This window comes from Umezawaea tangerina (genome assembly GCF_003002815.1).
Taxonomy (GTDB): Bacteria; Actinomycetota; Actinomycetes; order Mycobacteriales; family Pseudonocardiaceae; genus Umezawaea; species Umezawaea tangerina.
This window is the reverse complement of record NZ_PVTF01000002.1, coordinates 309,562-335,002: the sequence shown is the minus strand read 5'-3', so window position 1 is coordinate 335,002 and position 25,441 is coordinate 309,562. Positions and strand designations below refer to the sequence as shown.

The following is a 25,441-nucleotide window of genomic DNA, read 5'->3' as shown; positions in this document are numbered from 1 at the left end:
GCGGTCAGCCGGGGGTGACGGGGGTCCGGATCCCGGACCGGGCCTCGATCACCTCCCCGGCCAGGAACACCGCGTGCTCGTCGAAGGCGCGCCCGATGACCTGCACCCCCATCGGCGCACCGGCACCGCGCACCACCGGCACCCCGAGCGCCGGAAGGCCCAGCACCGGCACCGCCATGCTGGGCCATTGGTGCGCCATCAGCTCGGCGGTGCGGTCGGCGGACAGCACGTCCGCGCCCACCGGGAACGGCGGCTCGCCCGACATGGGCGTCACGATGAGCGGGTAGTCGGCCATCAGCGTCGAGACCTCGCGGCGCAGCATCCCGCGGCGCGCGTACCCGGCCACGAAGCGCGCGAGGTCCACCGAGCCGAACTCCTGCCGGTACACCTCGTACATCAGCTCGAAGAACCGCCCGATGCCCGGCTCCCCGACCCGGCGCACCTCGTCGGTGAACCCGATGTCGAACTCGGTGAGCGCGAGCTCCCACCACAGCCGCGCCGCCTCGCCGAGCTGCGGCACGGCCACCTCCTCCACCCGGTAGCCCGCGTCGGTGAGCCACCGGCACGCCTGCTCCGCCACCCGCACCGACTCGGGTGTGCTGGTGCCCGCCAGCCCGGCCCCGCCCACCCCGGTGACCAGCGCGACCCGCACCGGCCCGGTCAAGGGCGGCAGGCGGGTGCCGGGCGGGACGGCCGTGGCGTCACGGGGGTCGGGGGAGCGCATCGCCTCCAGCCCCAGGCGCAGGTCGTCCACGGTGCGGGCCAGCGGGCCCTGCGCCACGAACGCCTGCGCGGCCATCGCCGGGTCGTGGGTCACCGACCCGGCCCAGCCCGGTACGACCCCCTTCGTGGGTCGGATGCCGACGACACCGCAGCACACCGCCGGGTACCGGATGGACCCGCCGATGTCGTTGCCCTGCGCCAGGGCCGACATGCCCGTCGCCACCGCGGCCGCGGCACCACCGCTGGACCCGCCCGCCGTGACACCGGGGTCCCACGGGTTGGCGGTGGCGCCGTAGAACTCGCTCTCGGTGGCCCAGCGCGTGGCGAACGGCGGGCAGTTGGTGCGCCCCAACGGGATCGCGCCCGCCCGCAGCCAGCTCGTCACCTGCGGGTCGGACTCGGTGGCCACGCGGTCGGTGTAGGCGCCCACGCCCTCGGTCGTGGGCAGACCGGCCACGTTCGTGTTGACCTTGAACGTCACCGGCACGCCGTGCAGCGGCCCGACCGGCTCCCCGGCGCGCACCCGGTCGTCGGCCACCTTCGCGGCGGCCAGCGCCCCGTCCTCGTGCAGCTCCACCAGCGCGTTGACCGCCGGGTCGACCTCGGCGACGCGCCCGAGCACCGACTCGGCGGCCTGCACCGCGGTGAACTCGCCGGTGCGGACGCCGTGCGCTACCGCGCGGGCGGACAGCTCCCAGATCTCCATGGTCGTGCTCCTCCTGCCTGTAGAAGACTTGTGCTCACCTGCGGACCCGGCCCCACGGCTTGAAGACCGACAGCACCATGGCGAAGGTCAGCAGCACCATGGCGGTCGTGGCGAGGAACGAGACGAACCAGATGTCCTGCAACGGCTGCTCGCCGGTGGAGAGCTCGGTGATCGGGCCGAGGAACGCCAGCAGCAGCACGCAAGCGACGACGTTCAGCACCAGCTTCACCGCGACCCACCGGTAGCGGACCAGACCCCACTTCGTCGCCAGGCCCAGCAGCACACCGGTGACCAGGCAGACGATGCCGGCCACGAGCCCGGCGAGCAGCAGGGGGACGACGAAGTAGTCCGCGAGCGCCTGGTACACGGCGGTCCGGTCGTCGCCGGAGCGCGCCCAGCCGATCGCCACCAGCACGGTGGAGATCACGTCGACGCCGATCCACGCGCCCGAGGACACGACGTGCGCGACCAGGACGGTCTTGCGCAGCTTGGTCGGGAGCGGCCAGAACACCCGGTTCGGCTGGGCGGTCCTGGGGCGGGCAGTGGTGGTGGTGCTCATGGAAGTCCTTGTCTGCTAAGGGGAACGGGTCAGGAACGGACAAGTCCGGTCTGGTAGGCCACGACTACGAGCTGGGCGCGGTCGCGGGCCTGGAGCTTGGTCATCGCCCGGTTGACGTGGGTCTTGACGGTCAGCGGCGAGACGAAGAGCTTGAGGGCGATCTCGTCGTTGGACATGCCGTGCGCGGCCAGCGCGACCACCTCGCGTTCGCGCTGGGTCAACGGGTCCAGGCGTTCCGGGGCGATCGGGCCGGTGGTGCGCTGGGCCAGGAACCGGCCGATCAGGGCCCGCGTCGCCTTGGGGGACAACAGCGCGTCGCCCTGCGCGACGGTGCGGATCGCGGCCTGCAGCTCGGCGGGGTCGACCCCCTTGCCGAGGAAGCCGCTGGCCCCCGCGTGCAGGGCCTGCGCCACGTACTCGTCGATCTCGAACGTGGTCACCACCAGCACCTTCACGCCCGCGAGGCCCTCGTCCGCGGTGATCCGGCGGGTCGCCTCCAGACCGTCGAGCCCCGGCATCCGGATGTCCATCAGCACGACGTCCGCGCGGGTCGTGCGCAGCAGGTGGAGCGCCTCCAGCCCGTCGGCCGCCTCGCCCACCACCTCCAGGTCGGGCTCGGAGTCGACGAGCACGCGGAACCCGGCGCGGATGAGCGCCTGGTCGTCGGCGAGCAGGACGCGGATGGTCATGGTTGCTTCCCCAGTGGCAGGGTGACGTGGACGTGGAACAGGTCGTCGCGGTCGAGCCCGGCGCACATCGAGCCGCCGACGGCGCCCGCCCGCTCCCGCATGCCGACCAGGCCGAGCCCGGTCCCGACCGCGCGCGGACGGGTGCCGAGCGCGTTCACGACCTCCAGGGAGAGGTCGGTCGGCGTGTAGGCCACCGACAGGTGCGCGACGTCGGTGCCGTACCGGTGGGCGTTGGTCAGCGCCTCCTGCACGACCCGGTAGGCGACCAGGTCGACCGTGGCGGGCAGCTCGCGGACCTCGCCGCTGGAGGTCCACCGCAGCCGCAGCCCCGACGCGCGGAACGTCTCGACCAGCGAGCCCAGCCGCGCGAGACCGGGGACGGGCTCGGTGGGCGTGTCTGACTCCTCCGGCCTGCGCAGCACGCCGAGCAGTCCGCGCAGCTCGTCCAGCACGGCCCGGCTGGACCGGCGGACGTGGGCCAGCGCGTCCGCCGCCTCGGTGGGCCGCGAGCCGATCAGGTGCTCGGCGACCCCGGCCTGTACGTTGATCACCGAGATGTGGTGCGCCACCACGTCGTGCAGCTCGCGGGCGATGTGCAGCCGCTCCTCGACCACCTGCCGCCGGGCTTCTTCCTCGCGGGACCGCTCGGCCCGCACGGCCCGTTCCTCGATGGCCGCGATGAACGCCCGGCGGCTGCGGATCGCCTCGCCCACCGCGGCCGCCATGCCGACCAGCGCGAACCGGCCCAGGTTCTCCCAGGTGAGGCCGGGAGGCGCGGCCAGCAGCGCGGCGGCGTCGACCACCAGCAGCACACCGGGCAGCACGGCCCGGCGGGCCGTCCACCGGTCGGTGTGGACCGCCACCGTGTACGCGGCCGCCGCCAGCGGGACCAGGAACGGCTCCAGGTCCGCGCCGAGCAGGATCGCCGGGAGCACCCCGAGCGCGGTGACCGCCACCGTGACCAGCGGCCACCGACGGCGCACCGCCAGCGAGCCGACGACCAGCGCCAGCAGGCCGAGCACCGCCGGGGTCCGCACGTCCAGCGCCGTCTCCGGGCCGTCGGCGGCGCTCACCGCGTAGAGCACCGCCGCACCGAGGGCGTCCACGGCGGTCGGACGCCTCCGCGCCAACGCCCGGACCTTCCCCACCGCGGACACCCCGGTTACGCGTCGCGGCGGTGCAGCAGCACCGCGGCGAGGATCAGCGGGACGACGACCCAGACGGCGAACACCGCGACACCCGTGGAGGCCGTGAGCAGCCCCGGAGCGGGGACTACGGTGGTGAACGCCTCGGCCGCCCTGGAAGGCAGGTACTTCAACGCGTCGTCCCGCCAGGACGCGGGGAGCAGCAGGCCGCCGAGTCCCGGCGCGAGGAACACCAGGACGACCAGCGTGGAGATCGCGCCCGCCGTGTTGCGCATGACCGCGCCCAGCGCGACCCCGATGACGGTGACCCCGGTCATCGTCGCGGCCGACCCGAACAACGCCGCCAGGACGCCGGGATCGCCGAGCCGAGCGGTGGGCAGGCCCGCGTTGCCCATGACCAGCTGACCGCTGAGGAACACCGCGAACGCGCTCGCCAGCATGGTCGGGAACACCGCGCCGACCACCACGGCCACCTTGCCTGCGAGCACCGGGAGCCGTGACGGCACACCGGTCAGCGTGGACCTGATCATGCCGGTCGAGTACTCACCGGACACCACCAGCACACCCAGCACGCCGATCACCAGCTGCGCGAACATGACACCGCTCAACGTGATGCCGGTCGGGTCGGTCACCCCGTTCGCGCCGTCGGAGTCGCTGCCGACCGTGGAGGCGAAGATCAGGCCGGTCACCAGCATCATCAGCGCCGCGCCCAGCACCGTCAGGCCGCTGGAGCGCACCGAGCGCAGCTTCACCCACTCGCTGCGCAGCACACCGCCGAAACCCAGCCGGTGCACGGGTTTCGTGGCCGCGGGGGAGCCGAGGGCGGTTGTCGTGGTGCCCATCAGGCCACCTCCCCGAGCGAGGCGGTCGTGCCCTGGTACTCGACGGCGTCGCGGGTCAGCTCCGTGTAGGCCTCCTCCAACGAGGCCTGCTGGGGAGTGAGCTCGTACAACGGGATCCCCGCCTCCAGGGCGCGCGTCCCGATGTCCTCCGAGGACAGTCCAACCACGTCGACCACCCCGCCGCCGACGGACGTGATCCGCACGCCGTCACCGCGCAGCGCGGCGACCAGCTCGGTCGTGCGCGGCGAGCGGACGTGCACCCCGCGCTTGGCCGACGCGATCAGGTCCGCCACCGGGATGTCCGCGATCAGCCGCCCCCGGCCGACCACGACCAGGTGTTCGGCGGTCAACGCCATCTCGCTCATCAGGTGCGAGGACACGAACACCGTCCGCCCCTCGGCGGCGAGGTCCTTGAGCAGGTGCCGGATCCACTTGATGCCGTCGGGGTCCAGGCCGTTGACCGGCTCGTCCAGCACCACCGTGTGCGGGTCGCCCAGCAGCGCGACCGCGATGCCCAGCCGCTGGCCCATGCCGAGCGAGAAGTTGCCCACCCGCTTCCTCGCCACCTCCGTGAGACCAACGGTGTCCAGGACCTCGTCCACCCGCCTGGCGCCGATCCCGTGCGTCGCGCCGAGGGCCAGCAGGTGGTCGCGCGCCGACCGGCCGGGGTGCACGGCGCGTGCCTCCAGCAGCACGCCGATCTCCTGCAACGGGGCCCGGTGCTCGCGGTACGGCCTGCCGTTGACCTTCGCGGTGCCCCACGAGGGCGTGTCCAGGCCGACGAGCATCCGCATGGTCGTCGACTTGCCCGCCCCGTTCGGGCCGAGGAACCCGGTCACCGCGCCGGGCTCGACGGTGAACGTGAGCCCGTCGACCGCGGTCTTCGGCCCGTACCGCTTGGTGAGGTTCTCCACCTCGATCATCATTTCTCCTCAAGGGCTCGTGGTGTCCCTCAAGAATGGCCATTTCGAGGTTCGGGATCGTCATACCGGCGCAGGTGTCCGCACTACCACGATCGCAGTATAGGCAGGAAAGTGCTGGTAGAGGCACTGCATGTCGTTGCGTTGCGGTAATCCGAGGATTAGCTCGGACGCACTTGCGGTATTTCTCGCACGTCCCTAAATTCGGTGAATTTCGCGATGGGTCGGCCGTGGGTGCAATGCGAATTCGCGACCTGCGGAAACGCGGCTCAGTTCTCCGGGGGTGCGCCGAGCGCGGTGTCGAGCAGGCGGACCAGGGCGGCGAGCTGCTCGTGGTCCAGGTTCGCGAACGGCGTCCGCTCCAGCGTCTCCCGCATCACCTCGGCCCGCACGCGGACCCCGTCCTCGGTCAGGACGAGCACGCGCGAACGGCGGTCGGCCGGGTCCACGGCCCGTTCCGCGAGTCCCTTCGCGACGAGCTGGCCCGCCACGAAAGTGAGGTTCGGCGCGTTGCAGTAGAGCCGCTCGGCCATCACCTTCATCGACGGCGGGGGCTCGGCGGGGTCGATGGCCCACAGCGCGTGCGCGGTCGCGTGCGTGAGGCCGTGCCGGGCGAGGACGTCGAGGACCAGGTCGCCGGTGCGCAGGAAGACCTCGTGGTTGAGGCGCACCGCGCGCTCGACGTCCGACCCGTCCATGCCGGTCAGTCTACCCACGTGCTTCGAGACTTGAAGCTGTTACAGTCGCCAGGTGCTTCGAGGCTCGAAGTATCAGTCGAGGGGAGACACCGATGGTGGCGTTGCACGACCCGCTGGCGCTGCGCAGCGGCTCGGTCCTGCCGAACCGGATCGCCAAGGCGGCGATGGAGGAGAACCTGGCGGGCGCGGGCCAGGTCCCCGACGACGACCTCGTCGCGCTGTACCGGCGCTGGGGGAGCGGCGGGGGCGGTCTGCTGATCACCGGCCACGTCATGGTCGACGCGCGCGCCGCGGCCCAGCCCGCCGACGTCGTCCTGGAGGCCACGACGGACCTGGAGCCGTTCCGCCGCTGGGCCGCGGCGGCCAAGGCGGGCGGCGCGCGGGTGTGGATGCAGGTCAACCACCCCGGCCGGGTCGTCCAGAAGGACATGGCGACCCTCACCTGGTCCGCCTCCGACGTGCCGATCGGCGCCGGGGCGCTGTCGTCGATGTTCCCGCGCCCCAGGGCGATGGGGGAGCGGGAGATCGCCGAGGCGGTCGCCCGGTTCGCGACGACGGCCGCGCGCGCCGAGGCCGCCGGGTTCGACGGCGTCGAGGTGCACGCCGCCCACGGCTACCTCATCTCGCAGTTCCTCTCGCCCAACACCAACCTGCGCACGGACGACTGGGGTGGACCGCTGGCCAACCGGGCGCGCTTCCTGCTGGCCGTGGTCGACGCCGTCCGCGCGGCCGTGTCACCGGGCTTCGCCGTCGCGGTCAAGCTCAACTCCGCGGACTTCCAGCGCGGCGGCTTCGACGTCGACGACGCCCGCGAGGTCATCGGCCTGCTCGGCGACCACGCCGTCGACCTGGTCGAGCTCTCCGGCGGCAGCATCGAGAGCCTGGCCACCTCCGGCACCCCCTCCGACGGCAGCACCCTCGCCCGCGAGGCCTTCTTCCTGGAGTTCGCCGACCGCCTCCTGGGCACGGCCCCGATGCCGCTCATGCTCACCGGCGGCATCCGGCGGCGCGCGGTCGCCCAGCGCGTCCTCGACAGCGGAGTCGCCCTCGTCGGCGTGGCGACCGCACTGGCCATGGCACCTGACCTGCCCGCCCGCTGGCTCGCGGGCCACGAGGACGCCGCACCGCACCCGCGGTCCAGGATCCGGCACAAGGCCATCGCCGCGGCGGGCACCCAGGCCCTCGCCCTCCGGCAGCTCACCCGCCTCGCCGCGGGCCGCGACGGCGTCACCCGCCTGCCCGCGACGGCGGCACTGCTGCTGAGCCGCCTGCTCCGCGCGCGGGCCCGCCGTCGCTACCACGCCTGGCTGGCCGCGCACCCGGCCGCGGTTCCGGCGCAGGCGGGTGAGGGGCGTCGGTGACCCGGTGCGGTGACCACGATCCCCGGCGGGCGCGGTCGCCTCGCTAGCGGAGGGTGGCGATGCCGGCCAGGAAGATGTCGACGCCCGCCAGGAACTGCTCGCGGTCGTCGTGCTCGCGCAGGTGCGCCGCCGCCTTGTGCACGAACGGGTACCGGTCCGGGTCGAGTCGCGACCACCGCGCGGCGACGTCGCCGAGGAACGCCGACCGGGCCGCCTCGCCGCCGTCGCGGGCCGCGGCGTTCGCGGCGTTCTGCCCGGCGACGCCGAGGACGTAGTTCACCAGCGCGCCCGCCGCGTCGAAGAGCGACCGCTCGGGGACCCCGAGCGCGTCCAACAGCCCGCCGACGCTCTCGTAGACCTCCAGCAGCGCGGGCATCGACGGCTCGCGCGAGAGCTGGGCGCCGACCCACGGGTGCGCGTCGATCGCGTCGAACAGCCCCGACGCCACGGCGCGCAGGGCCTCCCGCGGGTCGGCGTCGACGACCACGCCGGTCATCACCCGCGAGACGACGTCGTCGGTGGCCGCCGCGAGCAGGTCGCCCTTGTTCTCGACGTGGTGGTAGATCGCCCCGTACCCGGTGCTCAGCCGGGTGGTGAGGGCGCGCAGGGTCAGCGCGGACTCGCCGCGCTCGTCGAGGAGGTCGGCCGCGGCCTTGACGATCAGCTCCTTGGACAGCCCGTCCGAGCGTCGCGGGGTCCGCTGGGTCTTCTTCGCCATGGCGCCATCATGACACGTGTGGATCGGCGATCCAAAAAGGGTGCTAGCGTGTTGGAGCGACGATCCAACAACGTCCCGGAGGACCACCATGACGACACCGGTCACGATCATCGGAGCAGGCCTCGGCGGCCTCGTGCTGGCCCGCGTCCTGCACCTGCACGGCATCCCGGTCGAGGTCCACGAGGCGGACCCCGCGCCGAGCACGCGCCGCCAGGGCGGACTGCTCGACATCCACCCGTGGAACGGCCAACGGGCGCTGGAGGCCGCGGGCCTGCTCGACGGGTTCCGCGGGCTCGTCCTGGAGGGCCGGGAGTCCTACCGGGTCCTCGACCGGGAGGGGACCGTCCTGCTCGACCGCCCCGACGACGGCACGGGCGTGCGCCCCGAGGTGCAGCGCGGCGAGCTGCGGCAGCTGCTGCTCGACTCGCTCCCGCCGGGCACCGTCCGCTGGGGGCGCAAGGCCATCGGCGCGCGGACCCTCGGCGAGGGCCGTCACGAGGTGCGCTTCGCCGACGGCACCACGGCCGCCACGAGCCTGCTCGTCGGCGCGGACGGCGCGTGGTCGCGGGTCCGCCCGCTGCTCTCCGTCGCCACCCCCGACTACATCGGCGTCACGGCCGTCGAGACCTTCCTGCTCGACGCCGACACCCGTCACCCCGCGACCGCCAAGGCGGTCGGCGCCGGGTCGCTCTTCGCGCTCGCGCCGGGCAGGGGACTGCTGGCCCACCGGGAGACCGGCGGGACCCTGCACAGCTACGCGCAACTGCTGGCACCACCGGACTGGCTCGCCGACGTCGACCCCGCCGACGCCGCGACCGTGACCGCGCGGGTCGCCGCGGAGTTCGACGGCTGGGCGCCCGAGCTCACCGCGCTGGTCACCGCGAGCGACACGCCGCCGGTCCTGCGCCGCCTCCACACGCTCCCCGCCGGCCACCGCTGGGACCGCGTGCCGGGCGTGACCCTGCTCGGCGACGCCGCCCACCTCATGCCGCCCAACGGCGAGGGCGCCAACCTGGCCATGCTCGACGGCGCCGAGCTCGGGCAGGCCGTCGCCGCCCACCCCGACGACGTGGAGACCGCGCTCGGCGGGTACGAGCAGGCCATGCTCGCCCGCGCGGCCGCCGAGGCGGCGGACGAGGACGTCTATGCGATCATGCTCGGCGACGACGCTCCCCGCGGCATGGTCGCCATGATGACCGCGGGCTCATGACCCGGAGCAGGTCGTCGGCCACCGCGGACCTTTTCCGCCGCACTGGCCAATACCTGCCACACGGGTGAGGTCCGGTGCAACCGGACAGGTGCGCCGGGCGTCTTCACCGGCAACAGGAGCCCTACCGGGCAGGATCGTCAGAAGGTTTCCCAGTGAGCAAGATCATGCCGTTGATCGCGGTGGTGCTGTCCGTGGTGCTCGTGGCCTGCACCCGTGCCCCCTCCCACCCGACGGCGCGGCCCGCCGACCAGCCGCAGGCGGGCTCGCCGACGACCACCACGACCCAGCCGACGGCCCTTCCCGGCCCCGGTGGCGTGGTGGTCCCGGTGTTCGCCCAGCCCTACCCGTTCGGCACGCCCCAGGCGACCGTCCCCCCGACCACCGACGGGCTCGCCCCCGTGGTCCGCCACGTCGAGACCGACAAGCCGTACGTGTTCATCACCATGGACGACGGCGCTGTGCGCCACCCGCAGGCCCTCGAGCTCATCCGCCTGTCCGGCGTCCGCCCCACCCTGTTCCTCAACACCCGCTACGCCGAGGGCCACAACGACTACTTCAAGCCCTTCCAGACCCAGGTCAACGCCTCCGTGCAGGCGCACACCGCCACCCACCCCAACCTCTCCGGCAAGCCGTACGCCGCGCAGAAGCAGGAGATCTGCGGCAACGCCGACTTCCTCGGCCACGAGTTCGGCACCCGCCCGACCCTGTTCCGCCCGCCGTTCGGGAACTTCGACCTCAACACCCGCAAGGCCGCCGCCGACTGCGGCATGAGCGCCGTGGTCCTGTGGACCGCCACCGTCAACGACGGCGTCGTGCAGTTCCAGGCCGGAGCCAAGCTCAACGCGGGCGACATCGTGCTCATGCACTTCCGCGAGACCTTCCCCGCCGACTACCTGGCGTTCCTCAACCGCGCCCGCCAGGACGGCCTCACCCCGGTCGTCCTCGACGACTTCCTGTCCAGCACGCCGCCCCAGCACTGACCGGCGCCTTGACCTCGATCTAGGTCGAGGTCATAGCGTCGCCCGCATGACACGCCCACCGATGCAACCTCCTGCCAGTCAGCCGATCGGGTTCTGGTCGATCCGCGCGGGTGAGGCCATCCGCACCCGCATCCGCGCCGCACTCCAGGAGATCGACGTCACCCAGTCCGAGTGGTGGGTGCTCCACCAGCTGTCGCGCGGTCCCGACGGCGTCGACCGCACCACCGTCGTCGACACCGTCGGCCCGAACGACACCCCGGCCGTCATCGAGTCGACGATCGAGACGGCCATCGCCAAGGGGTGGATCCACGCCGAGGGCGGCCGGCTGCGGCTGTCGGCCGTGGGGACCGAACGGTTCGAGGCCGCCGTGGAAGTGCAGAAGGTGCTGCAGGACGAACGGATGCAGGGCATCAGCGTCGAGGACTACGAGACCACCATCACCGTGCTGCAGCGCACCATCGTCAACGTCGGCGGCGACGCCTGGCACTGGTGATCCCAGCCACGGTCCACTGTGGACCGTTCGGTCCTACTTCTTCGGCTTGACGGTGACCGGCACCTCGATGAGCAGCGGGTTCACCGAGTCCGTGGTGGCGGTGATCGTCCCGTTCCCCGCCTTGGGGCCCGCGAGCAGGCGGAAGACGAACGTCACGGAGTCGCCCGGCGCGAGCTCCTGCGGTGCCGTGCAGACCACCGTGCCCTTGCCCGCGGGGCAGCCGACGGTGCGGGTCGCCCCGTCGAGCCCGACCAGGCTCCCGCGCCGCAGGTTGTTGCCCGGTCCCACGACGTGGATGTCGTCGGGCAGCGACATCGTCATCGTCGGCGGCGGCGCGGGCGCCGTGCCGGTGTTGCGGATGGTCAACGGGAAGTCGGTGGGCGGACCGCCGGTGGACATCGTGAACCCGTCGGGCCCGGTCGAGGTGAGCACGGGGGTGGCGGCGGCCGTGCCCGAGGGTGCCGCGGAAGTCGGTTCGGTCGTGGACGTGGTGGGCTGCGTGGTGGTCGTCGCGGCGGGAGCGGACGAAGTGGTCTGCCCGGTCGGTGAAGTGGTCTGGACGGTGGTGGTGGTCGACACCGGTGGCTGGGCGACGGTCGCGGGTGCGTCCGGGACGTCCACTCCCGCTCCGATGGCGACCGCGAGCAGTGCCGCCGACGCCGCCGCGCCAAGCCATTGGGGCGTCGAGACACCGAGCGACACCACCGCACCCGCCTTGCCCGAGCCCGCGGCCAGGTAACCGGCCGTGCCGACACCGAGGACCAGAGGTGCGACGACACCGCGCAACGCCCCGTTGACGTCGGCCAGCTCGGCGGTCAGCGCCCGACAGGCGGCGCACCCGTCCAGGTGCGCCTCGACCTGAGCCGTGTCGCGCTTGGGCAGCCCGCCACGCGTCCAGGCACCCAGCTTGGCGGCCGTGGCGGTGCAGCGCTCCGACGGGTTCCGTTCCACGTGCGCTTGCAGGTACGCCTTCCGCAGCCCTTCACGGGCCCGGTAGGCCAACGCCGACACGCCGTTCGCGGTCAGCCCCAGCAGCGGGGCGACCTGCGCGGGCGTCTGACCCTCGATCTCGGTGTGCCACAACACCGTCTGCCAGTTCTCCGGGAGGCTCGCGAACGCCCGCGCGGCCAACGACTGGTCGAGCCGCGCCACCGCCGTGTCGTGGAACGGCAGGCTCGTGCTCGCCGCGACGCTCGGCAGCGCCTCCACGTCCTCGACCAGGTCGAGCCTGCGCTCCCGCCGCGTCCTGTCGTAAGCGGTGTGGCGCAACGCGGTCAACAGGTACGCGCGGAACGCCGAATCGGGGCCACCGCCCGTCCGCAGCACCGAGAGGACCTTGGCGAAGGCCTCCGACACCAGGTCGTCCGCCTCCATCGGGGACCTGGCCAGCTGACGGGCCAGGTTGCGGGCCGCGGCGACGTGCCGCGCGTACAGCTCCCCGTACGCGCCGGTCGTCCCGCCCCGCACCGCGGCGACCAGGTCCGCGTCCGACGGCGGGTGGTCGGTGGTCCCGGCGCCAGGCGCGCCGACCAGAGCGCGGTCGAGCTCGGCCCGCGCCGCCGTCGCGTCGCCGGTCCGCAACCGCCGTAAGTCACCTTCACCCAGACGCCCGATCACCGGTCGCCCCCTTCCGGATGTCGTGTGGGTCGCGACCTTATCCAGTCCGCCGCTCGTGCTTCCGGCGCCCACCTCGTACCGGACGGCCTCGTCGGGCGGCGAGGTCGTCCCGCGGGTGTCGACGCGCGGTGCACCACCTGTTCGACCGGCGTTGAACAGTCTGATCGCGTTCGGTACACAGGACCCGTGACGAGGGAAGTCGTGGTCGGGGTGCTGGGAAACCTGGAAGTCCGCGTGGGCGACGTGCCGGTGCCGGTCGGGCACGCCCGGCAGAGGTCGGTGCTGGCGGTGCTGTCGACCGAGGTCGACCGGGTGGTGGGGCTGGACCTGTTGATCGACCGGATCTGGGGCGGGCGGTCGCCGGGGCGGTCGCGGTCGGTGGTGCGGACCTACGTGTCCAACCTGCGTCGGGCCCTGGACTCGACCGGCATCACGATCACGTGGCAGGGCAACGGTTACCGGTTGACCACGGACCTCGACGCCGTGGACCTGCACCGCTTTCGCAGCCTGCTCGGCAGTGCCCGCGCAAGTGACGACCCGCGGCGCGCGCTGGAGCTGGCGGACGAGGCGCTGGCGTTGTGGCGGGGTGAGCCGCTGGCCGAGCTGGACACCCCGTGGGCGCGCACCGTGCGGGAGCAGCTGCACCTGGAACTGACCGCCGCCAGGGTCGACCGCGCCGACTGGGCGCTGGAGTGCGGCCGGCACGGCGACCTGCTGCCCGAGCTGACCACGCGGGCCGCCGAGCAACCGTTGGACGAACGCACCGCCGGGCAGGTGATGCTGGCGCTGTACCGGACCGGCAGGCAGGCCAACGCGCTGGAGCACTACCAGCACACCCGGCGGCTGCTGGCCGAGGAGCTGGGCGTCGATCCGGGACCCGCGCTCCAGCGACTGCACCAGCGCATCCTCACCGCCGACCCGACGCTCACCCCCGCGGCACCTCCCCGACGGACCGTCCGCACCGTGGCGCCCCGCCAGTTGCCCGCTCCGCCCGCGCTGTTCGTCGGCCGCCGTGACGAGCTGGACCGGCTCGACTCCGCGCTGGACGCGTCGGACACCCCGTCCACGGTCGTGATCTCCGCGCTGGCGGGCGCGGGCGGGATCGGCAAGACCTGGCTGGCGCTGCACTGGGCGCACCGCAACGTGGACCGGTTCCCCGACGGGCAGCTGTTCGTCGACCTGCGCGGCTTCAGCCCCGACGGCGAACCCCTCGACCCCGGCGCCGCGGTGCGCGGCTTCCTCGACGCGCTCGGCGTCGACCCCGGCGGCCTGCCCACGGACCTCGACGCGCAGGCCGCGCTGTACCGCAGCCTGGTCGCGGACAAGCGGATGCTCGTGGTGCTGGACAACGCCGCCACCGTCGACCAGGTGGTCCCGCTGCTGCCGGGCACCCCGACCTGCACGGTGCTGGTCACCGGCCGCACCAGGCTGGCGTCGTTGGTGGACCGCCACGGCGCCGCCCACGTGCAACTGGACGTCCTCACCGACGCCGAGGCCCGCCAACTGCTGACCAGGCGGCTGGGCGCGGCCCGGATCGACGCCGAGCCCGAGGCCGTCGACGAGCTGGTCGAGCTGTGCGGCCGCTACCCGCTGGCGTTGGCGATCACGGCCCGCCACGCCTCCTTCCGACCACAGGGCCCGCTGGCCGAGTTCGCCGCCGAACTGCGCGACCTGGGGCTGGACGTGCTCGACAACGACGACCCCGCCGCCAGCCTGCCCGCGGTGCTGTCGTGGTCCCTGCACGGCTTGACCACCGAGCTGCGGGAGGCGTTCGCGCTGCTGGCCGTCGCCCCCGGACCGGACATCGACCTGCCCGCCGCCACGTCCCTCACCGGCTTGTCCGCGGTGCGGACCCGCAAAGCCCTGCACGCCTTGGAGGACCGCTCCTTGCTCGACCGGCGCCCGCACGGTCGTCACGCGATGCACGACCTCGTCCGCGCCTACGCCGCCACTCTCGTCCAGGACCTGCCCGAGCCCGTGCGGCGCGCGGCGCTGGAGCGGGTGGTGGACTTCTACCTGCACACCGCCCACACCGCCGACCGCCACCTGAACCCCCACCGCGCCCCGATCCGGCTCGACCCACCGGCCACCGGCACCCACCCCCACCCGTTGCCCGACTACCCGGCGGCGCTGGCGTGGCTGGGCTCCCACCACCCGCACCTGCTGGCCGCCCAGCACACCGCCGCCACCCACGCCCGCCACCAGACCGTGTGGCACCTCGCCTGGTCCCTGAACACGTTCCACCAGTTGCGCGGGCTCCACCACGACGACCTGGAGGTGTGGCAGGCGGCCGCCGACGCCGCCGCCCACCTGCCCGACTCCACCACCCACCCCCACATCCTCCGGCTCCTCGGCCGCGCCCACTCCGAACTGGGACAGCAAGAGCAGGCCGTCACCCACCTCCACCACGCCCTGGACCTGGCCGCACACCAGGAGAACCCCGCCCAGCAGGCCTTCACCCACCTCGCCCTCGCCCAGGTCTGGGAGCGGCGGCGGGACGACCGCCAAGCCCTCGACCACGCCCACCACGCCCTGGACCTCTTCCGCTCCTGCGGCCAGCCGGTGGGGGAGGCCATCGCCCTCAACACCATGGGCTGGACCGCCGCCCGCATGGGCGACCACGACACCGCCCGCGACCACTGCCGGGCCGCCCTCGCCCTGCACCGCCACCACGACGACCCCGGCGGCGAGGCGCACACCCTGGACAGCCTGGGCTTCATCGACCACCACACCGGCCGCCACCACGACGCCATCGCCCACTACCAGCAGGCCCTCACCCTGTTCCGCACCCTCGACAACACCACCGAGGCCGCCGACACCCTCAGCCACCTGGGCCACCCCCACGCCGCCCTCGGCAACCACGAGCAGGCCCGAGCGGTGTGGACCGAAGCCCTTGAGCTGTACCGCGAACAGGGCCGCGACACCGACGCCGACCAAGTGCGGCAACAACTTGACGACCTGGACAAGGCCGCCGCCGGTCGGGACGTCACCTGAGCCGGCGGCCGCTCCGGGTCACGCCCAGGCCGTGGTGGGCGAGGTGGACGTCCAGCAGCCGCGCGAGGACAACGGCCTCGTCGGACCGCATCAGGTGCCCACCGGAAGCGCTTTCCCCGTTACCTCCAGCACCCCGCTTGGCCACCAGCGACGTCCAGTCGTGCCTGCCTGGTCCGGCGGACGTGCGCAGCAGCTGCCGGCAGCGGCCCGGCACATGACCCCTGTGTGCCGGACCGTTGCCGTCAGCGCTGGTCCGCCGCGCCGAGTTCCCGAGCGCTCGGATCGCTCATCAGCCCTGGTGCAGGGAAGCCTCGATGAGCTTGCCGTTCCTCGGCGGTGAGCTGAAGGTGTCCTTGTTGCCCTTGGGGCAAGCCCGGTTGCTCTCCCACGTGCTGCCGTCGGCGTACAGGGCGGTGACCCACCCGCACTTGCCGTCGGCCACGGTGTCCTTGACCCACCCCTCGATCCAGATCTGGCTGGAGTTGCAGCGGACCGTCCACTTGGCCTCCGCGCCGCCGGTGTTCCCGCTACCGCTGGAACCGCACGTGGCCATGATCGTCACCGGGCTGCCGGCACCGACCGGCCCGCTGGTCGACGCGGGCGTGAAGCTGGCCGCCGCGCTCACCAGCGCCGCCGTGAGGTACACCTTCTCGAGCATCGAGTACATGTCAGTTGCCTCCGTTGTGTTCGCCGTGACCACCAGGTGCGGGGGTCGACTACGGCGTGTCCCCACTGTGTGCCGCCGTCCTCGTGAATCTGCCGCGTTTCCCAACAATCGCCTGCTCAGTGCTGGTATCACCGTTCGCGGGAACGTCGCGCGCGGGAACTCGTGACTGGGGAACCGACAGGTGGAATTCGTTCTTCTGGGTGGGATAGAGGTGCTGGTCGAGGGCTGTGCCCTGGATCTGGGGCCTGCTCGGCAGCGTTGCGTGCTGGCCGCGCTGGCGGTGGACGCGGGCCGGGTGGTTCCGGTGGATCGGTTGGTACAACGGGTTTGGGGAGACCGCCCGCCACAGCGGGCCAGGGCGACGTTGCTGAACTACTTGTCGCGCTTGCGCTTCCTGCTCGTGGACCCGAACACCGACGCCCGGAAGACGGTCATCGCCAGGCGTTCCGGTGGCTACGCGCTGGACGTCGAGCGCTCCGCGGTCGACCTGTTCCGGTTCCGCGAGCTGTGCGTCCGCGCCCGCGCCGGTGACGACCGGCAGGCGGTGCGGTTGCTCCAGCAGGCGCTGGAACTGTGGCGTGGAGAGGCGCTGACCGGAATCGCGGGGGACTGGGCCGCGGTCGAACGAGACCGGTTGCACGACCAGCACCTGGCCGCCGAGTGCGACCTGACCGACGTCCGGTTGCGCCTCGGGCACGGTGAGGACCTGGTGGCCCCGCTGTCCGCCCGCACCGCGCAACGGCCTCTGGACGAGCACGTGGCGGCTCAGCTCATGCTGGCCCTGCACCGCGCCGGACGCACCTCCGACGCCTTGGCCCACTACCGGCGGCTGCGCGACCGGCTGGTCGACGAACTGGGCACCGAACCCGGCACCGCACTGCGGGACCTGCATCGGCGCATCCTCGACGCCGACCCCTCCCTGCTGCCGCACCCGGTCACGACCGGGGACAGCTCGGCGGTGGTGGTGCCGGTGCCCCGGCAGCTTCCCGCGCCGCCACCGTCCTTCACCGGTCGCGGTACCGAACTGGCACGCCTGGACGAGGTGCTGGGGGCTCAGCCGGACAAGGACGCGCCACCGCCTGGGACCGGCACGACGGTGATGATCTCCGCGATCGGCGGTGCAGGTGGGATCGGCAAGACCTGCCTGGCCCTGGCGTGGGCGCACCGGAACACCGAGCGGTTCCCCGACGGGCAGCTGTTCACCGACCTGCGCGGCTTCGACCCCACCGAGCAGCCGGTCACCCCCGACGCCGCCCTGTTCGGGTTCCTCACCGCACTGGGCGTCGTCCCGGACCGGATTCCCACCGACCCGCACGCCAGATCAGCTCTGTACCGGAGCCTGGTCGCCGGCAGGCGGATGCTGGTGGTGCTGGACAACGCCGCCACCGCCGACCAGGTCGTCCCGCTCCTGCCGGGCAGCCCGACCTGCGGCGTGCTGGTCACCGGCCGCACCGGACTCGCCTCCCTGATCGACCGGCACGGCGCCCACCACCTGAAACTGGACGTGCTCACCCGACACGAGGCCACCGCGCTGCTGTCCGCGCGCCTGGGCACGAGCCGCACGACGGCGGAGCCCGACGCGGTCGACGAGCTGGTCGAACTGGGCGGCGGCTACCCGCTGGCCTTGTCGATCACCGCCCGCAACGCCGTCACCCGCCCCGGCATCCCGCTCGCCGAAGTCGCCGCCGAGCTGCGCGAGCTCGGCCTGGAGACGCTCGACCACAACACCGACCCCACGGCCAGCCTGCCCACCGTGCTGTCCTGGTCCCTGCGCCGCCTCACCGACGAACAGCGCGCCGTGTTCGCCCTCCTGGGCATCGCCCCCGGCCCCGACACCACCCTGCCCGCCGTGGCCGCCCTCACTGACCTGCCTCCGGCCCGCGCACGCAAAGCGTTGACAGCACTGGAAGAGGCGTCCCTGCTCGAACGACGACCAGGCGGCCGGTACGCGATGCACGACCTGGTCCGCGCCTACGCCGCCACCACAGGCCACGAACTGCCCGAGGACATGCGGAAGGCGGCGTTGGTGCGGGTGGTGGACTTCCACCTGCACACCGCCTTCGCCGCCGACCGCCTCCTGAACCCCCACGGTCCACTCCTGCGGCCCAACCCGCCCGCGCCCGGCGTCCACCCACACCCCCTGCCCGACGCCGGGGTCGCACTCGCCTGGCTGGAGACCGAGCACGCCACCCTTCTCGCCACCCAGCGTGCCGCCGCCGCCCTCGGCCGCCACGACGTGGTCTGGCACTTCACCTGGGCGCTGGACACCTTCCACCTCAGACGAGGGCACCTGCGCGACGCGCTCGCCGGATGGAGAGCCGCCCTGGATGCCGCTGTCCACCTCCCCGACCCCACCATCCGCAGCCGCACCCACCGCAGCCTCGGCAACATCTGCTCTGTGTCGGACCTGCACGAAGAGGCGACGAAGCACCTGGAACAGGCGCTCGACCTCGCCACGCGCGACCACAACACCGCCGAACAAGCGCACACCCACGAGGCGCTCGCGGCTGCCTGGGCGCGACAGGGTGACGACCGGCAGGCCCTGGACAACGCCCGGCACGCCCTCGACCTCTACCGCGCTCTCGGCCAGCCATCGTGGGAGGCCGACGCCCTCAACCAAGTGGGCTGGTACGCCGCCCGCCTGGGTGCCCTCGACATCGCCCGAGACCATTGCCAGGCCGCACTCACCCTGCACCGGCAGCACGACAACCCGGACGGCGAGGCAGCGACCCTGGACAGCCTCGGGTTCATCGCCCACCGCACCGGCGAACACCTGGGGGCCATCGATCGCTACCACCAGTCCCTCGCGTTGTACCGCACCCTCGGCAACACCTACGAGATCGCCGACACCCTCGACAACCTCGGCCACCCCCACGCAGCACTGGGAGAACACACCCAGGCTCGCGAGACATGGCAGGAAGCACTGGACCTGTACCGCGAACAGGGTCGCGACGAAGACGTCGAGCGCGTCCGCAGGCAACTCGGCGACCTCGTCAAGGCCACCGGCGTCGAACGGTCAGACTGATTCCTCGCTATTGCAACTAATTGGCAGTAGGTTCGGTGTGCCGCACAGCAGGAGGGACCGGACATGGCCGAACCCGAGGTGGACCGGATCGTCGCGCGGACGTGGGTCGAGAGGTGGGATCGTCAGCAGGAGCGGTACATCGCGGATCGCGAGGAGCGGTTCCGGGTGATCGGAGACGTCGTCGCGCACGTCTGCCGGGACGTCGCGGCGCCGGTCGTGGCGGATCTCGGGTGCGGACCCGGATCGTTGACGACCCGGCTGCACGAGCGGTTGCCGTCGGCGCGGGTGGTGGGGGTGGACGTGGATCCGCTGCTGCTCGCGCTCGCCCGCGCGACCCGGCCTGACGGGGCGGCGGTGGAGTACGTGCGCGCGGAGCTGGGGTCGCCGGGTTGGGTGGACGCGCTGGGTGTCGGGGCCAAGTGGGACGCGGCGGTGTCGACCACGGCGCTGCACTGGCTCGACCCCGAACGCCTGGCGGGTGTCTACGCGGACCTCGCCACGGTCCTGCGCCCCGGCGGGGTCTTCGTCAACGGTGACCACCTGCCCGACGAGCAGCCCGCGGTGCGCGAGCTGGCCGTGGTCGTCCGGGACCGGCGGGCCGAACGGGCCGGGGTGGTGGACAACGAGGAGTGGGCGGCCTGGTGGACCGGCGTCCGAGCCGACCCGGACCTGGCGGAGGTGCTGACCCCGGACGAGCTGCGCGGCACGAGCAGTGGTCACGGGAACGGCCTGAGCGCGCGCTGGCACCGGGAAGCGCTGCTGCGCGCCGGTTTCGGCGAGGTGGGGGTGCTCTGGCAGGCCGGTGACGACCACGTGCTGGTCGCCGTGCGCTGACCCGGATGGAGTGGCCGGAACTCGCCGGGAACCAAACGGGGACCGCGGACGACTACTGGGTCACGTTCACTCCGCTCCCTGCATGAGGTGCTCCATGTCCGCTCCCGCACTCGAGGTCGACAGAACCGACGAGTCGACCCGTCCGGACCGACTGTCGGTGGTGCCCCTGCTGCGCAGGCTCCACTTCTACGCCGGTCTGCTCGTCGGCCCCTTCCTGCTGGTGGCCGCGATCTCCGGCATGCTGTTCTCGCTGGCGCCGCAGATCGACTCCGTGCTCTACGGCGACGTCCTGGCGGTGTCCTCGGCCGAGGGGACGCCGCGCCCGCTGGCCGAGCAGGTCGCGGCGGCCAGGGCCGACCTGCCGGACGGGACCGTCACCAGCGTGCTGGTCGCCGAGGACCCCGACGCCACGACCCGCGTGGTGTTCGCGGTGCCGGGCATGGCCGAGGAGTACAGCAAGACCGTCTACGTGGACCCCTACACCGCGCGGGTGCGGGGGCAGCTCACCACCTGGTTCGGCTCCACGCCCGCGACCACCTGGCTGGACAACCTGCACAGCAACCTGAACCTGGGGGTGCCGGGCACGCTGTACTCGGAGCTGGCGGCGAGCTGGCTGTGGGTGATCTCGTTGGGAGGACTGGTCTTGTGGCTGGGCCGCCGGCGGAACGCGCGACGGCGGGTGAGGGCGCTGCTGGTGCCGGAGAAGGGCGCCAAGGGCGTGCGCCGGACCCGGTCGTGGCACGCGAGCATCGGCGTGTGGGTGCTGCTCGGCGCTTTGTTCCTGTCGGCCACCGGGCTGACCTGGTCGACGTACGCGGGGGAGAACTTCACCGCGGCGCTGACGGCGCTGGACGCGAAGGCGCCGGTGCTCGACACCGCGCTGCCGGGCGGTGGGGCGGCGGCCAGCGGGTCCGGTGAGCACGCCGAGCACGGCGGCACCACGGGGTCGACCGGTCCGGTCGACCCGCTGGCGTTCGACCGGGTGCTCGACACCGCGCGGGGCGCGGGACTGGACGGGCCGCTGGAGATCACCACGCCCGCGGAGCCGGGGACCGCGTGGTCGGCCGCCCAGGTCGACAACACCTGGCCGATCCGGCTCGACAAGGTCGCGGTCGACCCGGCGGGTTCGACGATCACCGCCCGGTCGGACTGGTCGGACCGCCCGTTCCTGGCGAAGCTGTCGTCGTTGGGCATCCAGGCGCACATGGGTGTGCTGTTCGGCGTGGCCAACCAGGCCGTGCTCTTCCTGCTGGCCGCGTCGATCCTGACGATGATCGTGCTCGGCTACCGGATGTGGTGGCAGCGCCGCCCCACCCGCGCCGACCGCCGGGCGCCGTTCGGCTCGGCGCCCAAGCGGGGGACGTGGTCGCGGCTGCCGCTGTGGTTCGTGATCCCGGCCCCGCTGGTGCTGATCGCGATCGGCCTGGCGATCCCGCTGCTGGGGATCAGCCTGCTCGCGTTCCTGGCTCTCGACGGCGTGATCGGCCTGGTCCGCTCGCGCGCCAAGCCGTCGGCGGAGGAGGTCACGGCCAGCTGAGCAGGACCTTGCTCGACGCGGCGGGGTCGGCGGCCCCGGCGAGCGCCGCCTCCGCGTCGGCGGGGGAGTACTCGGCCGAGACGATCGGCGCGAACAGCGACCGGTGGGCGGCGATGGTCGACAACGCGTCGGCCATCCCGCCCGCGAACCGGCTGGACCCGGTGACGGTGAGTTCGCGCGTCACGGCCAGGTGGAACGGCGCGGTGACACCGGACGAGGGCAGCTGGCCGGTCTGCACCAGCGTGCCGCCGGGCCGCAGCGCCCGCAGCGCGCCTGCCAGTGCGGCGGGGGAGCCCGCGGACTCGAACGCCACGTCCACGGGCGGGAGGTCTTCTCCGGCGGGCACGGCACGCGTGGCCCCGACCCGCAGGGCGAGGTCGAGCGGGCGGGGGAACAGGTCCGTCACGACGACCTCGGCGGCTCCGCCCAGGTGCGCCAGCGCCACCGTCAGCAGCCCGATCGGACCCGCGCCGGTGACCAGCACGCTCAGCCCGTCGAGTCCGCCGGTGAGCCGGGTCAGGGCGTGCCGGGCCACTGAGGCGGGCTCGGCCAGCGCGGCCGTGCGCAGGTCGAGACCGTCCGGCACGGGCGTGAGCCGGGCGGTGGGGACGACGAGCCGTTCGGCGAACCCGCCCTGGGTGTGCGGGCGGCGGGCGGCGCTGCCCAGGTAGCGCAGCTCCGGGCACAGGTTCGCCCGGCCGTTCGCGCAGTGCGGGCACACGCCGCACGTCTGCGCCGGGTGGACCGCCACGGGCGTGCCCACCGGTGGCCCTGACCCGTCGGCGGCGGCGTGCCGGACGGTGCCGACGACCTCGTGGCCGAGCACCATCGGGTCGCGCAGCACCGACTCGCCGACCTCGCCGCGCTGCCAGTAGTGCACGTCCGAGCCGCAGATCCCGCCGTGGGCGACGTCGACCACGGCGTCGCCGGGACCGGGCTCGACCTCCGGCCACTCGCGCGGGTCCAGCCGTCCGGGGCCGAGCACGGTCAGGGCGCGGCCCACCGGGATGACCGCCACTCAGATCACCGCCGTCAGGCCGCCGTCGACGTACACGACCTGGCCGTTCACGAAGTCCGACGCGGCCGAGGCCAGCCACACGGCGGGGCCCGTGACGTCCTCGACCTCGCCCCAGCGACCGGCGGGCGTGCGGGAGGTGATCCACGCGGAGAACTCCGCGTCCCCGACGAGGCTCGCGTTGAGGTCGGTGTCGAGGTAGCCCGGCGCCAGCCCGTTGACCTGCACGCCGCTGCGCGCCCACTCCGCGCACATGGACCGGGTGAGCCCGCCTAGGCCGCTCTTGGCCGCCGCGTACGGCGCGGTGGTGGGCCGGACCAGGTGGTTCTGCACCGAGCAGACGTTGATGATCTTGCCGCTGCCCCTGGCGACCATGCCGCGCGCGACCGTGCGCCCGACGATGAACGCGCTGGTCAGGTCGACGTCCACGACCTTGCGCCAGTCGGCGACGGGGATCTCGGTCAGCGGCCCGCGGATCTGGATGCCCGCGTTGTTGACCAGGATGTCCGGGCACCCGTGCTCGGCGGTCAGCTCGGCGACGGCGGCTTCGACGGCCGCCTCGTCGGTCACGTCGAACGCGCTGGTCAGCACGTTGCCCGGCGCCGAGAGCGTGCGCAGCTCGGCCGCGGCGGGCTCCAACCGGTCGGCGTCCGGGCAGTTCAGGACGACGCGGGCGCCCGCGATCAGGTAGGCGCGCGCGATGGCGTGGCCGATGCCGCGCCGCGAGCCGGTGACCAGCGCGAGCTTGCCGGTCAGGTCGAAGGACGTCATGTCAGTGCTTCCCCTTGTCGTCGCCCAGGACCTCGACCCGCGCCGCCCGCACGAGCGCCCGCGACACGGTTTCGGCCCGTGCCGCGTCGCCGCTCGCGACGGCGTCGACCAGGTCGTGGTGCCGCTCCAGCGAGGCGGCGGTGTCGTCGCTGAACAACCGGTGGCCCGAGTACCGGGCGTGCAGCGTGGCCAGCACGGTCTGCACGAGCTGGCTGAGCACGTCGTTGCGGGCCCCGCGCAGCAGGGCCTCGTGGAACGCGGTGTCGGCCGCGGCGAACCCGCGCGGGTCGGTCGCCCGGAACGCCGCCTCCATCCGGGTCAGGTGCTCGCGCAGGGCCGCGGCCGTGGACCCGTCGTCGTTCGCCGCCGCGCGCTGGGCGGCCACCGGCTCCAGCGCCTCCCGCAGCGTGATCAGCTCGTCGAGCTGGCGCAGGGCGTCGGGACCCTCGTCGCGCCAGGCGATCACCCTCGGGTCCAGCAGGTCCCACGACGACACCGGCAGCACCGTCGTGCCCACCCGCTGCCGCGCCTCCACCATGCCCAGCCCGGTGAGGGTGCGCACGACCTCGCGGACGACCGACCTGGACACGCCGTGGTCGCGCTCGATCGCCTCGGTGGACAGCACCGAGCCGGGCGGGATCCCGCCGTCGGCGATGCGGCTGCCCAGGGCGTCGACGACTCGGGCGTGCAGGCCGGAGCCTGCGCGGTCACGCAGAGGGTTCACAGAGCCTCCAGTTTAAGTATGATTAATCATACTCTAGCGAAGGGGCTGGTATGCGCATCACGGAGGTCGAGTCGTTCCAGGTGGCTCCCCGCTGGATGTTCGTGAAGGTGTCGACCGACGCCGGGGTGTGCGGGTGGGGCGAGGGAGGCCTGGAGGGGTACGCCGACGTGACCGGGGCGGCGGTCGCGGCGCTGGCCGAGCAGCTCGTGGGCACCGACCCCCGCCGGATCGAGGACCACTGGCAGCGGCTCACCAAGAGCGGGTTCTACCGCGGCGGCCCGGTCCTGTCCTCCGCCGTCGCCGCCCTGGACCAGGCGTTGTGGGACGTCGTCGGACGGCTGCACGGCGTGCCGGTGCACGAGCTGCTCGGCGGCCACGTGCGCGACCGCGTCCGGGTCTACGGCTGGATCGGCGGCGACTCCCCGGACGACGTGGCCGCCGCCGCGGGCGCGCAGCGCGCAGCCGGGATGACCGCCGTGAAGATGAACGCCACCGCCGTGTTCCCGCCGATCCCGACCGCGGCGGACGTCGCCGCCGTCGTCGAGCGGGCCGGGCAGGTCAGGGCGGCGCTCGGCGACGACCGCGACTTCGCCGTCGACTTCCACGGCCGGGTCGGATCCGCCGCCGCGCCCCGGCTGGTGGAGGCGCTCGAACCGCTGGCGCCGCTGTTCGTCGAGGAACCGGTGCTGCCCGGCCACAACCACACCAACCTGCGCCGGATCGTGGAGGCCACGACGACCCCGATCGCCACCGGCGAGCGGCTGTTCTCCCGCACGGACTTCCTGCCCGTGCTCCAGGCCGGGGTGCGCGTCGTGCAGCCCGACCTCGCCCACGCCGGCGGGATCTCCGAGGTCAGGCGCATCGCCGCGCTCGCCGAGGCGTTCGACGCGGTCCTGGCACCGCACTGCCCCCTGGGGCCGCTCGCGCTGGCGGCGTGCCTGCAGGTCGACTTCGCGACGCCCAACTTCCTCATCCAGGAGCAGTCGCTGGGCATCCACTACAACCGCACGGCCGAGCTGCTCGACCACGTGGCAAACCCGGAGGTCTTCACCTTCACCGACGGGTACGTGGCCCGGCCGACGGGGCCGGGGCTGGGCGTGGAGATCGACGAGGGCTCGGTGCGGCGTGCCCACGAGCGCGGCGGGCAGTGGCGGACGCCGACCTGGAACCACCCCGACGAGTCTTTCGCGGAATGGTGATGTGCACAGGGCGC

At 73.1% G+C, this 25,441-nt stretch carries 23 protein-coding genes; 9 read left to right on the top strand and 14 right to left on the bottom strand.

The features are described from left to right. Positions 1-4 precede the first annotated feature (4 nt). From CLV43_RS07565 to CLV43_RS07535, 7 genes are all read right to left on the bottom strand, one after another. The gene (locus CLV43_RS07565; protein ID WP_106186329.1) at positions 5-1,429 is read right to left on the bottom strand and encodes an amidase; all 1,425 of its coding nucleotides are present in this window, start codon (positions 1,427-1,429) and stop codon (positions 5-7) included. Between the two features lie 34 nt (positions 1,430-1,463). Further along, positions 1,464-1,988: a hypothetical protein gene (locus CLV43_RS07560; RefSeq protein WP_245886206.1), complete on the bottom strand. Its 525-nt coding sequence runs from the start codon at positions 1,986-1,988 to the stop codon at positions 1,464-1,466. A gap of 29 nt (positions 1,989-2,017) precedes the next feature. Beyond that, a complete protein-coding gene (locus tag CLV43_RS07555) occupies positions 2,018-2,677 on the bottom strand; it encodes a response regulator transcription factor (protein WP_106186328.1) in 660 nt (219 codons plus the stop codon). Then, the gene (locus CLV43_RS07550; protein ID WP_146174677.1) at positions 2,674-3,825 is read right to left on the bottom strand and encodes a sensor histidine kinase; all 1,152 of its coding nucleotides are present in this window, start codon (positions 3,823-3,825) and stop codon (positions 2,674-2,676) included. The genes CLV43_RS07555 and CLV43_RS07550 overlap by 4 nt, the downstream gene beginning before the upstream one ends. Before the next feature lie 14 nt (positions 3,826-3,839). Beyond that, positions 3,840-4,664, bottom strand: coding sequence for an ABC transporter permease (locus CLV43_RS07545; protein WP_106186326.1), 825 nt, complete (start codon positions 4,662-4,664; stop codon positions 3,840-3,842). After that, the gene (locus CLV43_RS07540; RefSeq protein WP_106186810.1) at positions 4,664-5,587 is read right to left on the bottom strand and encodes an ABC transporter ATP-binding protein; all 924 of its coding nucleotides are present in this window, start codon (positions 5,585-5,587) and stop codon (positions 4,664-4,666) included. The genes CLV43_RS07545 and CLV43_RS07540 overlap by 1 nt, the downstream gene beginning before the upstream one ends. A 266-nt stretch (positions 5,588-5,853) precedes the next feature. Next, positions 5,854-6,282 carry a MarR family winged helix-turn-helix transcriptional regulator gene (locus CLV43_RS07535; RefSeq protein WP_106186325.1) on the bottom strand — a complete coding sequence of 143 codons (429 nt, stop codon included), beginning with the start codon at positions 6,280-6,282 and terminating at the stop codon, positions 5,854-5,856. A 92-nt stretch (positions 6,283-6,374) separates the two neighbouring features. On the opposite strand from CLV43_RS07535, the gene CLV43_RS07530 reads away from it, so the two are divergent. Beyond that, positions 6,375-7,643: an oxidoreductase gene (locus CLV43_RS07530; protein WP_106186324.1), complete on the top strand. Its 1,269-nt coding sequence runs from the start codon at positions 6,375-6,377 to the stop codon at positions 7,641-7,643. Positions 7,644-7,686: 43 nt separating this feature from the next. Here CLV43_RS07530 and CLV43_RS07525 read toward each other — a convergent pair whose 3' ends face one another. Next, positions 7,687-8,361: a TetR/AcrR family transcriptional regulator gene (locus CLV43_RS07525; protein ID WP_106186323.1), complete on the bottom strand. Its 675-nt coding sequence runs from the start codon at positions 8,359-8,361 to the stop codon at positions 7,687-7,689. A gap of 88 nt (positions 8,362-8,449) precedes the next feature. Between CLV43_RS07525 and CLV43_RS07520 the strand changes: the two genes are divergently transcribed. The 3 genes from CLV43_RS07520 (at position 8,450) to CLV43_RS07510 (ending at position 11,044) form a co-directional block, all read left to right on the top strand. Continuing rightward, on the top strand, positions 8,450-9,571 hold the full coding sequence (locus tag CLV43_RS07520) for an FAD-dependent oxidoreductase (RefSeq protein WP_106186322.1): 1,122 nt from the start codon (positions 8,450-8,452) through the stop codon (positions 9,569-9,571). 152 nt (positions 9,572-9,723) lie between these two features. Further along, the gene (locus CLV43_RS07515; protein WP_245886205.1) at positions 9,724-10,551 is read left to right on the top strand and encodes a polysaccharide deacetylase family protein; all 828 of its coding nucleotides are present in this window, start codon (positions 9,724-9,726) and stop codon (positions 10,549-10,551) included. Positions 10,552-10,597: 46 nt separating this feature from the next. After that, positions 10,598-11,044, top strand: coding sequence for a MarR family winged helix-turn-helix transcriptional regulator (locus tag CLV43_RS07510; protein WP_106186321.1), 447 nt, complete (start codon positions 10,598-10,600; stop codon positions 11,042-11,044). Between the two features lie 33 nt (positions 11,045-11,077). On the opposite strand, the gene CLV43_RS47015 is transcribed toward CLV43_RS07510, so the two are convergent. Then, positions 11,078-12,625 (bottom strand): sigma-70 family RNA polymerase sigma factor, encoded by a 1,548-nt coding sequence (locus CLV43_RS47015; protein ID WP_170155731.1) that lies wholly within the window; start codon positions 12,623-12,625, stop codon positions 11,078-11,080. 222 nt (positions 12,626-12,847) lie between these two features. On the opposite strand from CLV43_RS47015, the gene CLV43_RS07490 reads away from it, so the two are divergent. Next, positions 12,848-15,655: an AfsR/SARP family transcriptional regulator gene (locus CLV43_RS07490; RefSeq protein WP_106186318.1), complete on the top strand. Its 2,808-nt coding sequence runs from the start codon at positions 12,848-12,850 to the stop codon at positions 15,653-15,655. Here CLV43_RS07490 and CLV43_RS47010 read toward each other — a convergent pair. Together CLV43_RS47010 and CLV43_RS07485 are read right to left on the bottom strand one after the other, a co-directional pair. After that, complete coding sequence (locus CLV43_RS47010; RefSeq protein ID WP_146174675.1) at positions 15,648-15,869, bottom strand: hypothetical protein; 222 nt, start codon at positions 15,867-15,869, stop codon at positions 15,648-15,650. The genes CLV43_RS07490 and CLV43_RS47010 overlap by 8 nt on opposite strands. 75 nt (positions 15,870-15,944) lie before the next feature. Continuing rightward, positions 15,945-16,322, bottom strand: coding sequence for a hypothetical protein (locus tag CLV43_RS07485; protein ID WP_106186317.1), 378 nt, complete (start codon positions 16,320-16,322; stop codon positions 15,945-15,947). 181 nt (positions 16,323-16,503) lie between these two features. Here CLV43_RS07485 and CLV43_RS07480 point away from each other — a divergent pair, with 181 nt between their 5' ends. The 3 genes from CLV43_RS07480 to CLV43_RS07470 all read left to right on the top strand — a co-directional run bounded on the left by CLV43_RS07480 (position 16,504) and on the right by CLV43_RS07470 (position 21,718). Continuing rightward, positions 16,504-19,347 (top strand): AfsR/SARP family transcriptional regulator, encoded by a 2,844-nt coding sequence (locus tag CLV43_RS07480; protein WP_106186316.1) that lies wholly within the window; start codon positions 16,504-16,506, stop codon positions 19,345-19,347. Between the two features lie 63 nt (positions 19,348-19,410). Further along, positions 19,411-20,181, top strand: a complete 771-nt coding sequence (locus CLV43_RS07475; protein ID WP_170155730.1) for a class I SAM-dependent methyltransferase — start codon at positions 19,411-19,413, stop codon at positions 20,179-20,181. Positions 20,182-20,275: 94 nt separating this feature from the next. Continuing rightward, positions 20,276-21,718 carry a PepSY-associated TM helix domain-containing protein gene (locus tag CLV43_RS07470; RefSeq protein ID WP_211304276.1) on the top strand — a complete coding sequence of 481 codons (1,443 nt, stop codon included), beginning with the start codon at positions 20,276-20,278 and terminating at the stop codon, positions 21,716-21,718. On the opposite strand, the gene CLV43_RS07465 is transcribed toward CLV43_RS07470, so the two are convergent. From CLV43_RS07465 to CLV43_RS07455, 3 genes are read right to left on the bottom strand one after another with little or no spacing between them, the layout of a single operon-like run. Further along, entirely contained in the window at positions 21,705-22,736 is a 1,032-nt protein-coding gene (locus tag CLV43_RS07465) for an alcohol dehydrogenase catalytic domain-containing protein (RefSeq protein ID WP_211304275.1), read from the bottom strand. The genes CLV43_RS07470 and CLV43_RS07465 overlap by 14 nt on opposite strands. After that, a complete protein-coding gene (locus CLV43_RS07460; RefSeq protein ID WP_106186314.1) occupies positions 22,737-23,504 on the bottom strand; it encodes an SDR family oxidoreductase in 768 nt (255 codons plus the stop codon). A gap of 1 nt (position 23,505) precedes the next feature. Then, positions 23,506-24,228 carry a FadR/GntR family transcriptional regulator gene (locus CLV43_RS07455; protein ID WP_106186313.1) on the bottom strand — a complete coding sequence of 241 codons (723 nt, stop codon included), beginning with the start codon at positions 24,226-24,228 and terminating at the stop codon, positions 23,506-23,508. A 50-nt stretch (positions 24,229-24,278) separates the two neighbouring features. On the opposite strand from CLV43_RS07455, the gene dgoD reads away from it, so the two are divergent. Continuing rightward, on the top strand, positions 24,279-25,427 hold the full coding sequence (gene dgoD, locus CLV43_RS07450) for a galactonate dehydratase (RefSeq protein ID WP_106186312.1): 1,149 nt from the start codon (positions 24,279-24,281) through the stop codon (positions 25,425-25,427). Positions 25,428-25,441 lie beyond the last annotated feature (14 nt).

What these genes read in the sequence shown, in the direction of transcription:
- CLV43_RS07470 (WP_211304276.1), top strand. Translation starts at nt 20,276, where the DNA reads ATGTCCGCTCCCGCACTCGAGGTCGACAGAACCGACGAGTCGACCCGT.
- CLV43_RS07565 (WP_106186329.1), bottom strand. Translation starts at nt 1,429, where the DNA reads ATGGAGATCTGGGAGCTGTCCGCCCGCGCGGTAGCGCACGGCGTCCGC.
- CLV43_RS07460 (WP_106186314.1), bottom strand. Translation starts at nt 23,504, where the DNA reads ATGACGTCCTTCGACCTGACCGGCAAGCTCGCGCTGGTCACCGGCTCG.
- CLV43_RS07475 (WP_170155730.1), top strand. Translation starts at nt 19,411, where the DNA reads ATGGCCGAACCCGAGGTGGACCGGATCGTCGCGCGGACGTGGGTCGAG.
- CLV43_RS07525 (WP_106186323.1), bottom strand. Translation starts at nt 8,361, where the DNA reads ATGGCGAAGAAGACCCAGCGGACCCCGCGACGCTCGGACGGGCTGTCC.
- CLV43_RS07540 (WP_106186810.1), bottom strand. Translation starts at nt 5,587, where the DNA reads ATGATCGAGGTGGAGAACCTCACCAAGCGGTACGGGCCGAAGACCGCG.
- CLV43_RS07530 (WP_106186324.1), top strand. Translation starts at nt 6,375, where the DNA reads ATGGTGGCGTTGCACGACCCGCTGGCGCTGCGCAGCGGCTCGGTCCTG.
- CLV43_RS07535 (WP_106186325.1), bottom strand. Translation starts at nt 6,282, where the DNA reads ATGGACGGGTCGGACGTCGAGCGCGCGGTGCGCCTCAACCACGAGGTC.
- CLV43_RS07520 (WP_106186322.1), top strand. Translation starts at nt 8,450, where the DNA reads ATGACGACACCGGTCACGATCATCGGAGCAGGCCTCGGCGGCCTCGTG.
- dgoD (WP_106186312.1), top strand. Translation starts at nt 24,279, where the DNA reads ATGCGCATCACGGAGGTCGAGTCGTTCCAGGTGGCTCCCCGCTGGATG.
- CLV43_RS07485 (WP_106186317.1), bottom strand. Translation starts at nt 16,322, where the DNA reads ATGTACTCGATGCTCGAGAAGGTGTACCTCACGGCGGCGCTGGTGAGC.
- CLV43_RS07510 (WP_106186321.1), top strand. Translation starts at nt 10,598, where the DNA reads ATGACACGCCCACCGATGCAACCTCCTGCCAGTCAGCCGATCGGGTTC.
- CLV43_RS07545 (WP_106186326.1), bottom strand. Translation starts at nt 4,664, where the DNA reads ATGGGCACCACGACAACCGCCCTCGGCTCCCCCGCGGCCACGAAACCC.
- CLV43_RS07560 (WP_245886206.1), bottom strand. Translation starts at nt 1,988, where the DNA reads ATGAGCACCACCACCACTGCCCGCCCCAGGACCGCCCAGCCGAACCGG.
- CLV43_RS07555 (WP_106186328.1), bottom strand. Translation starts at nt 2,677, where the DNA reads ATGACCATCCGCGTCCTGCTCGCCGACGACCAGGCGCTCATCCGCGCC.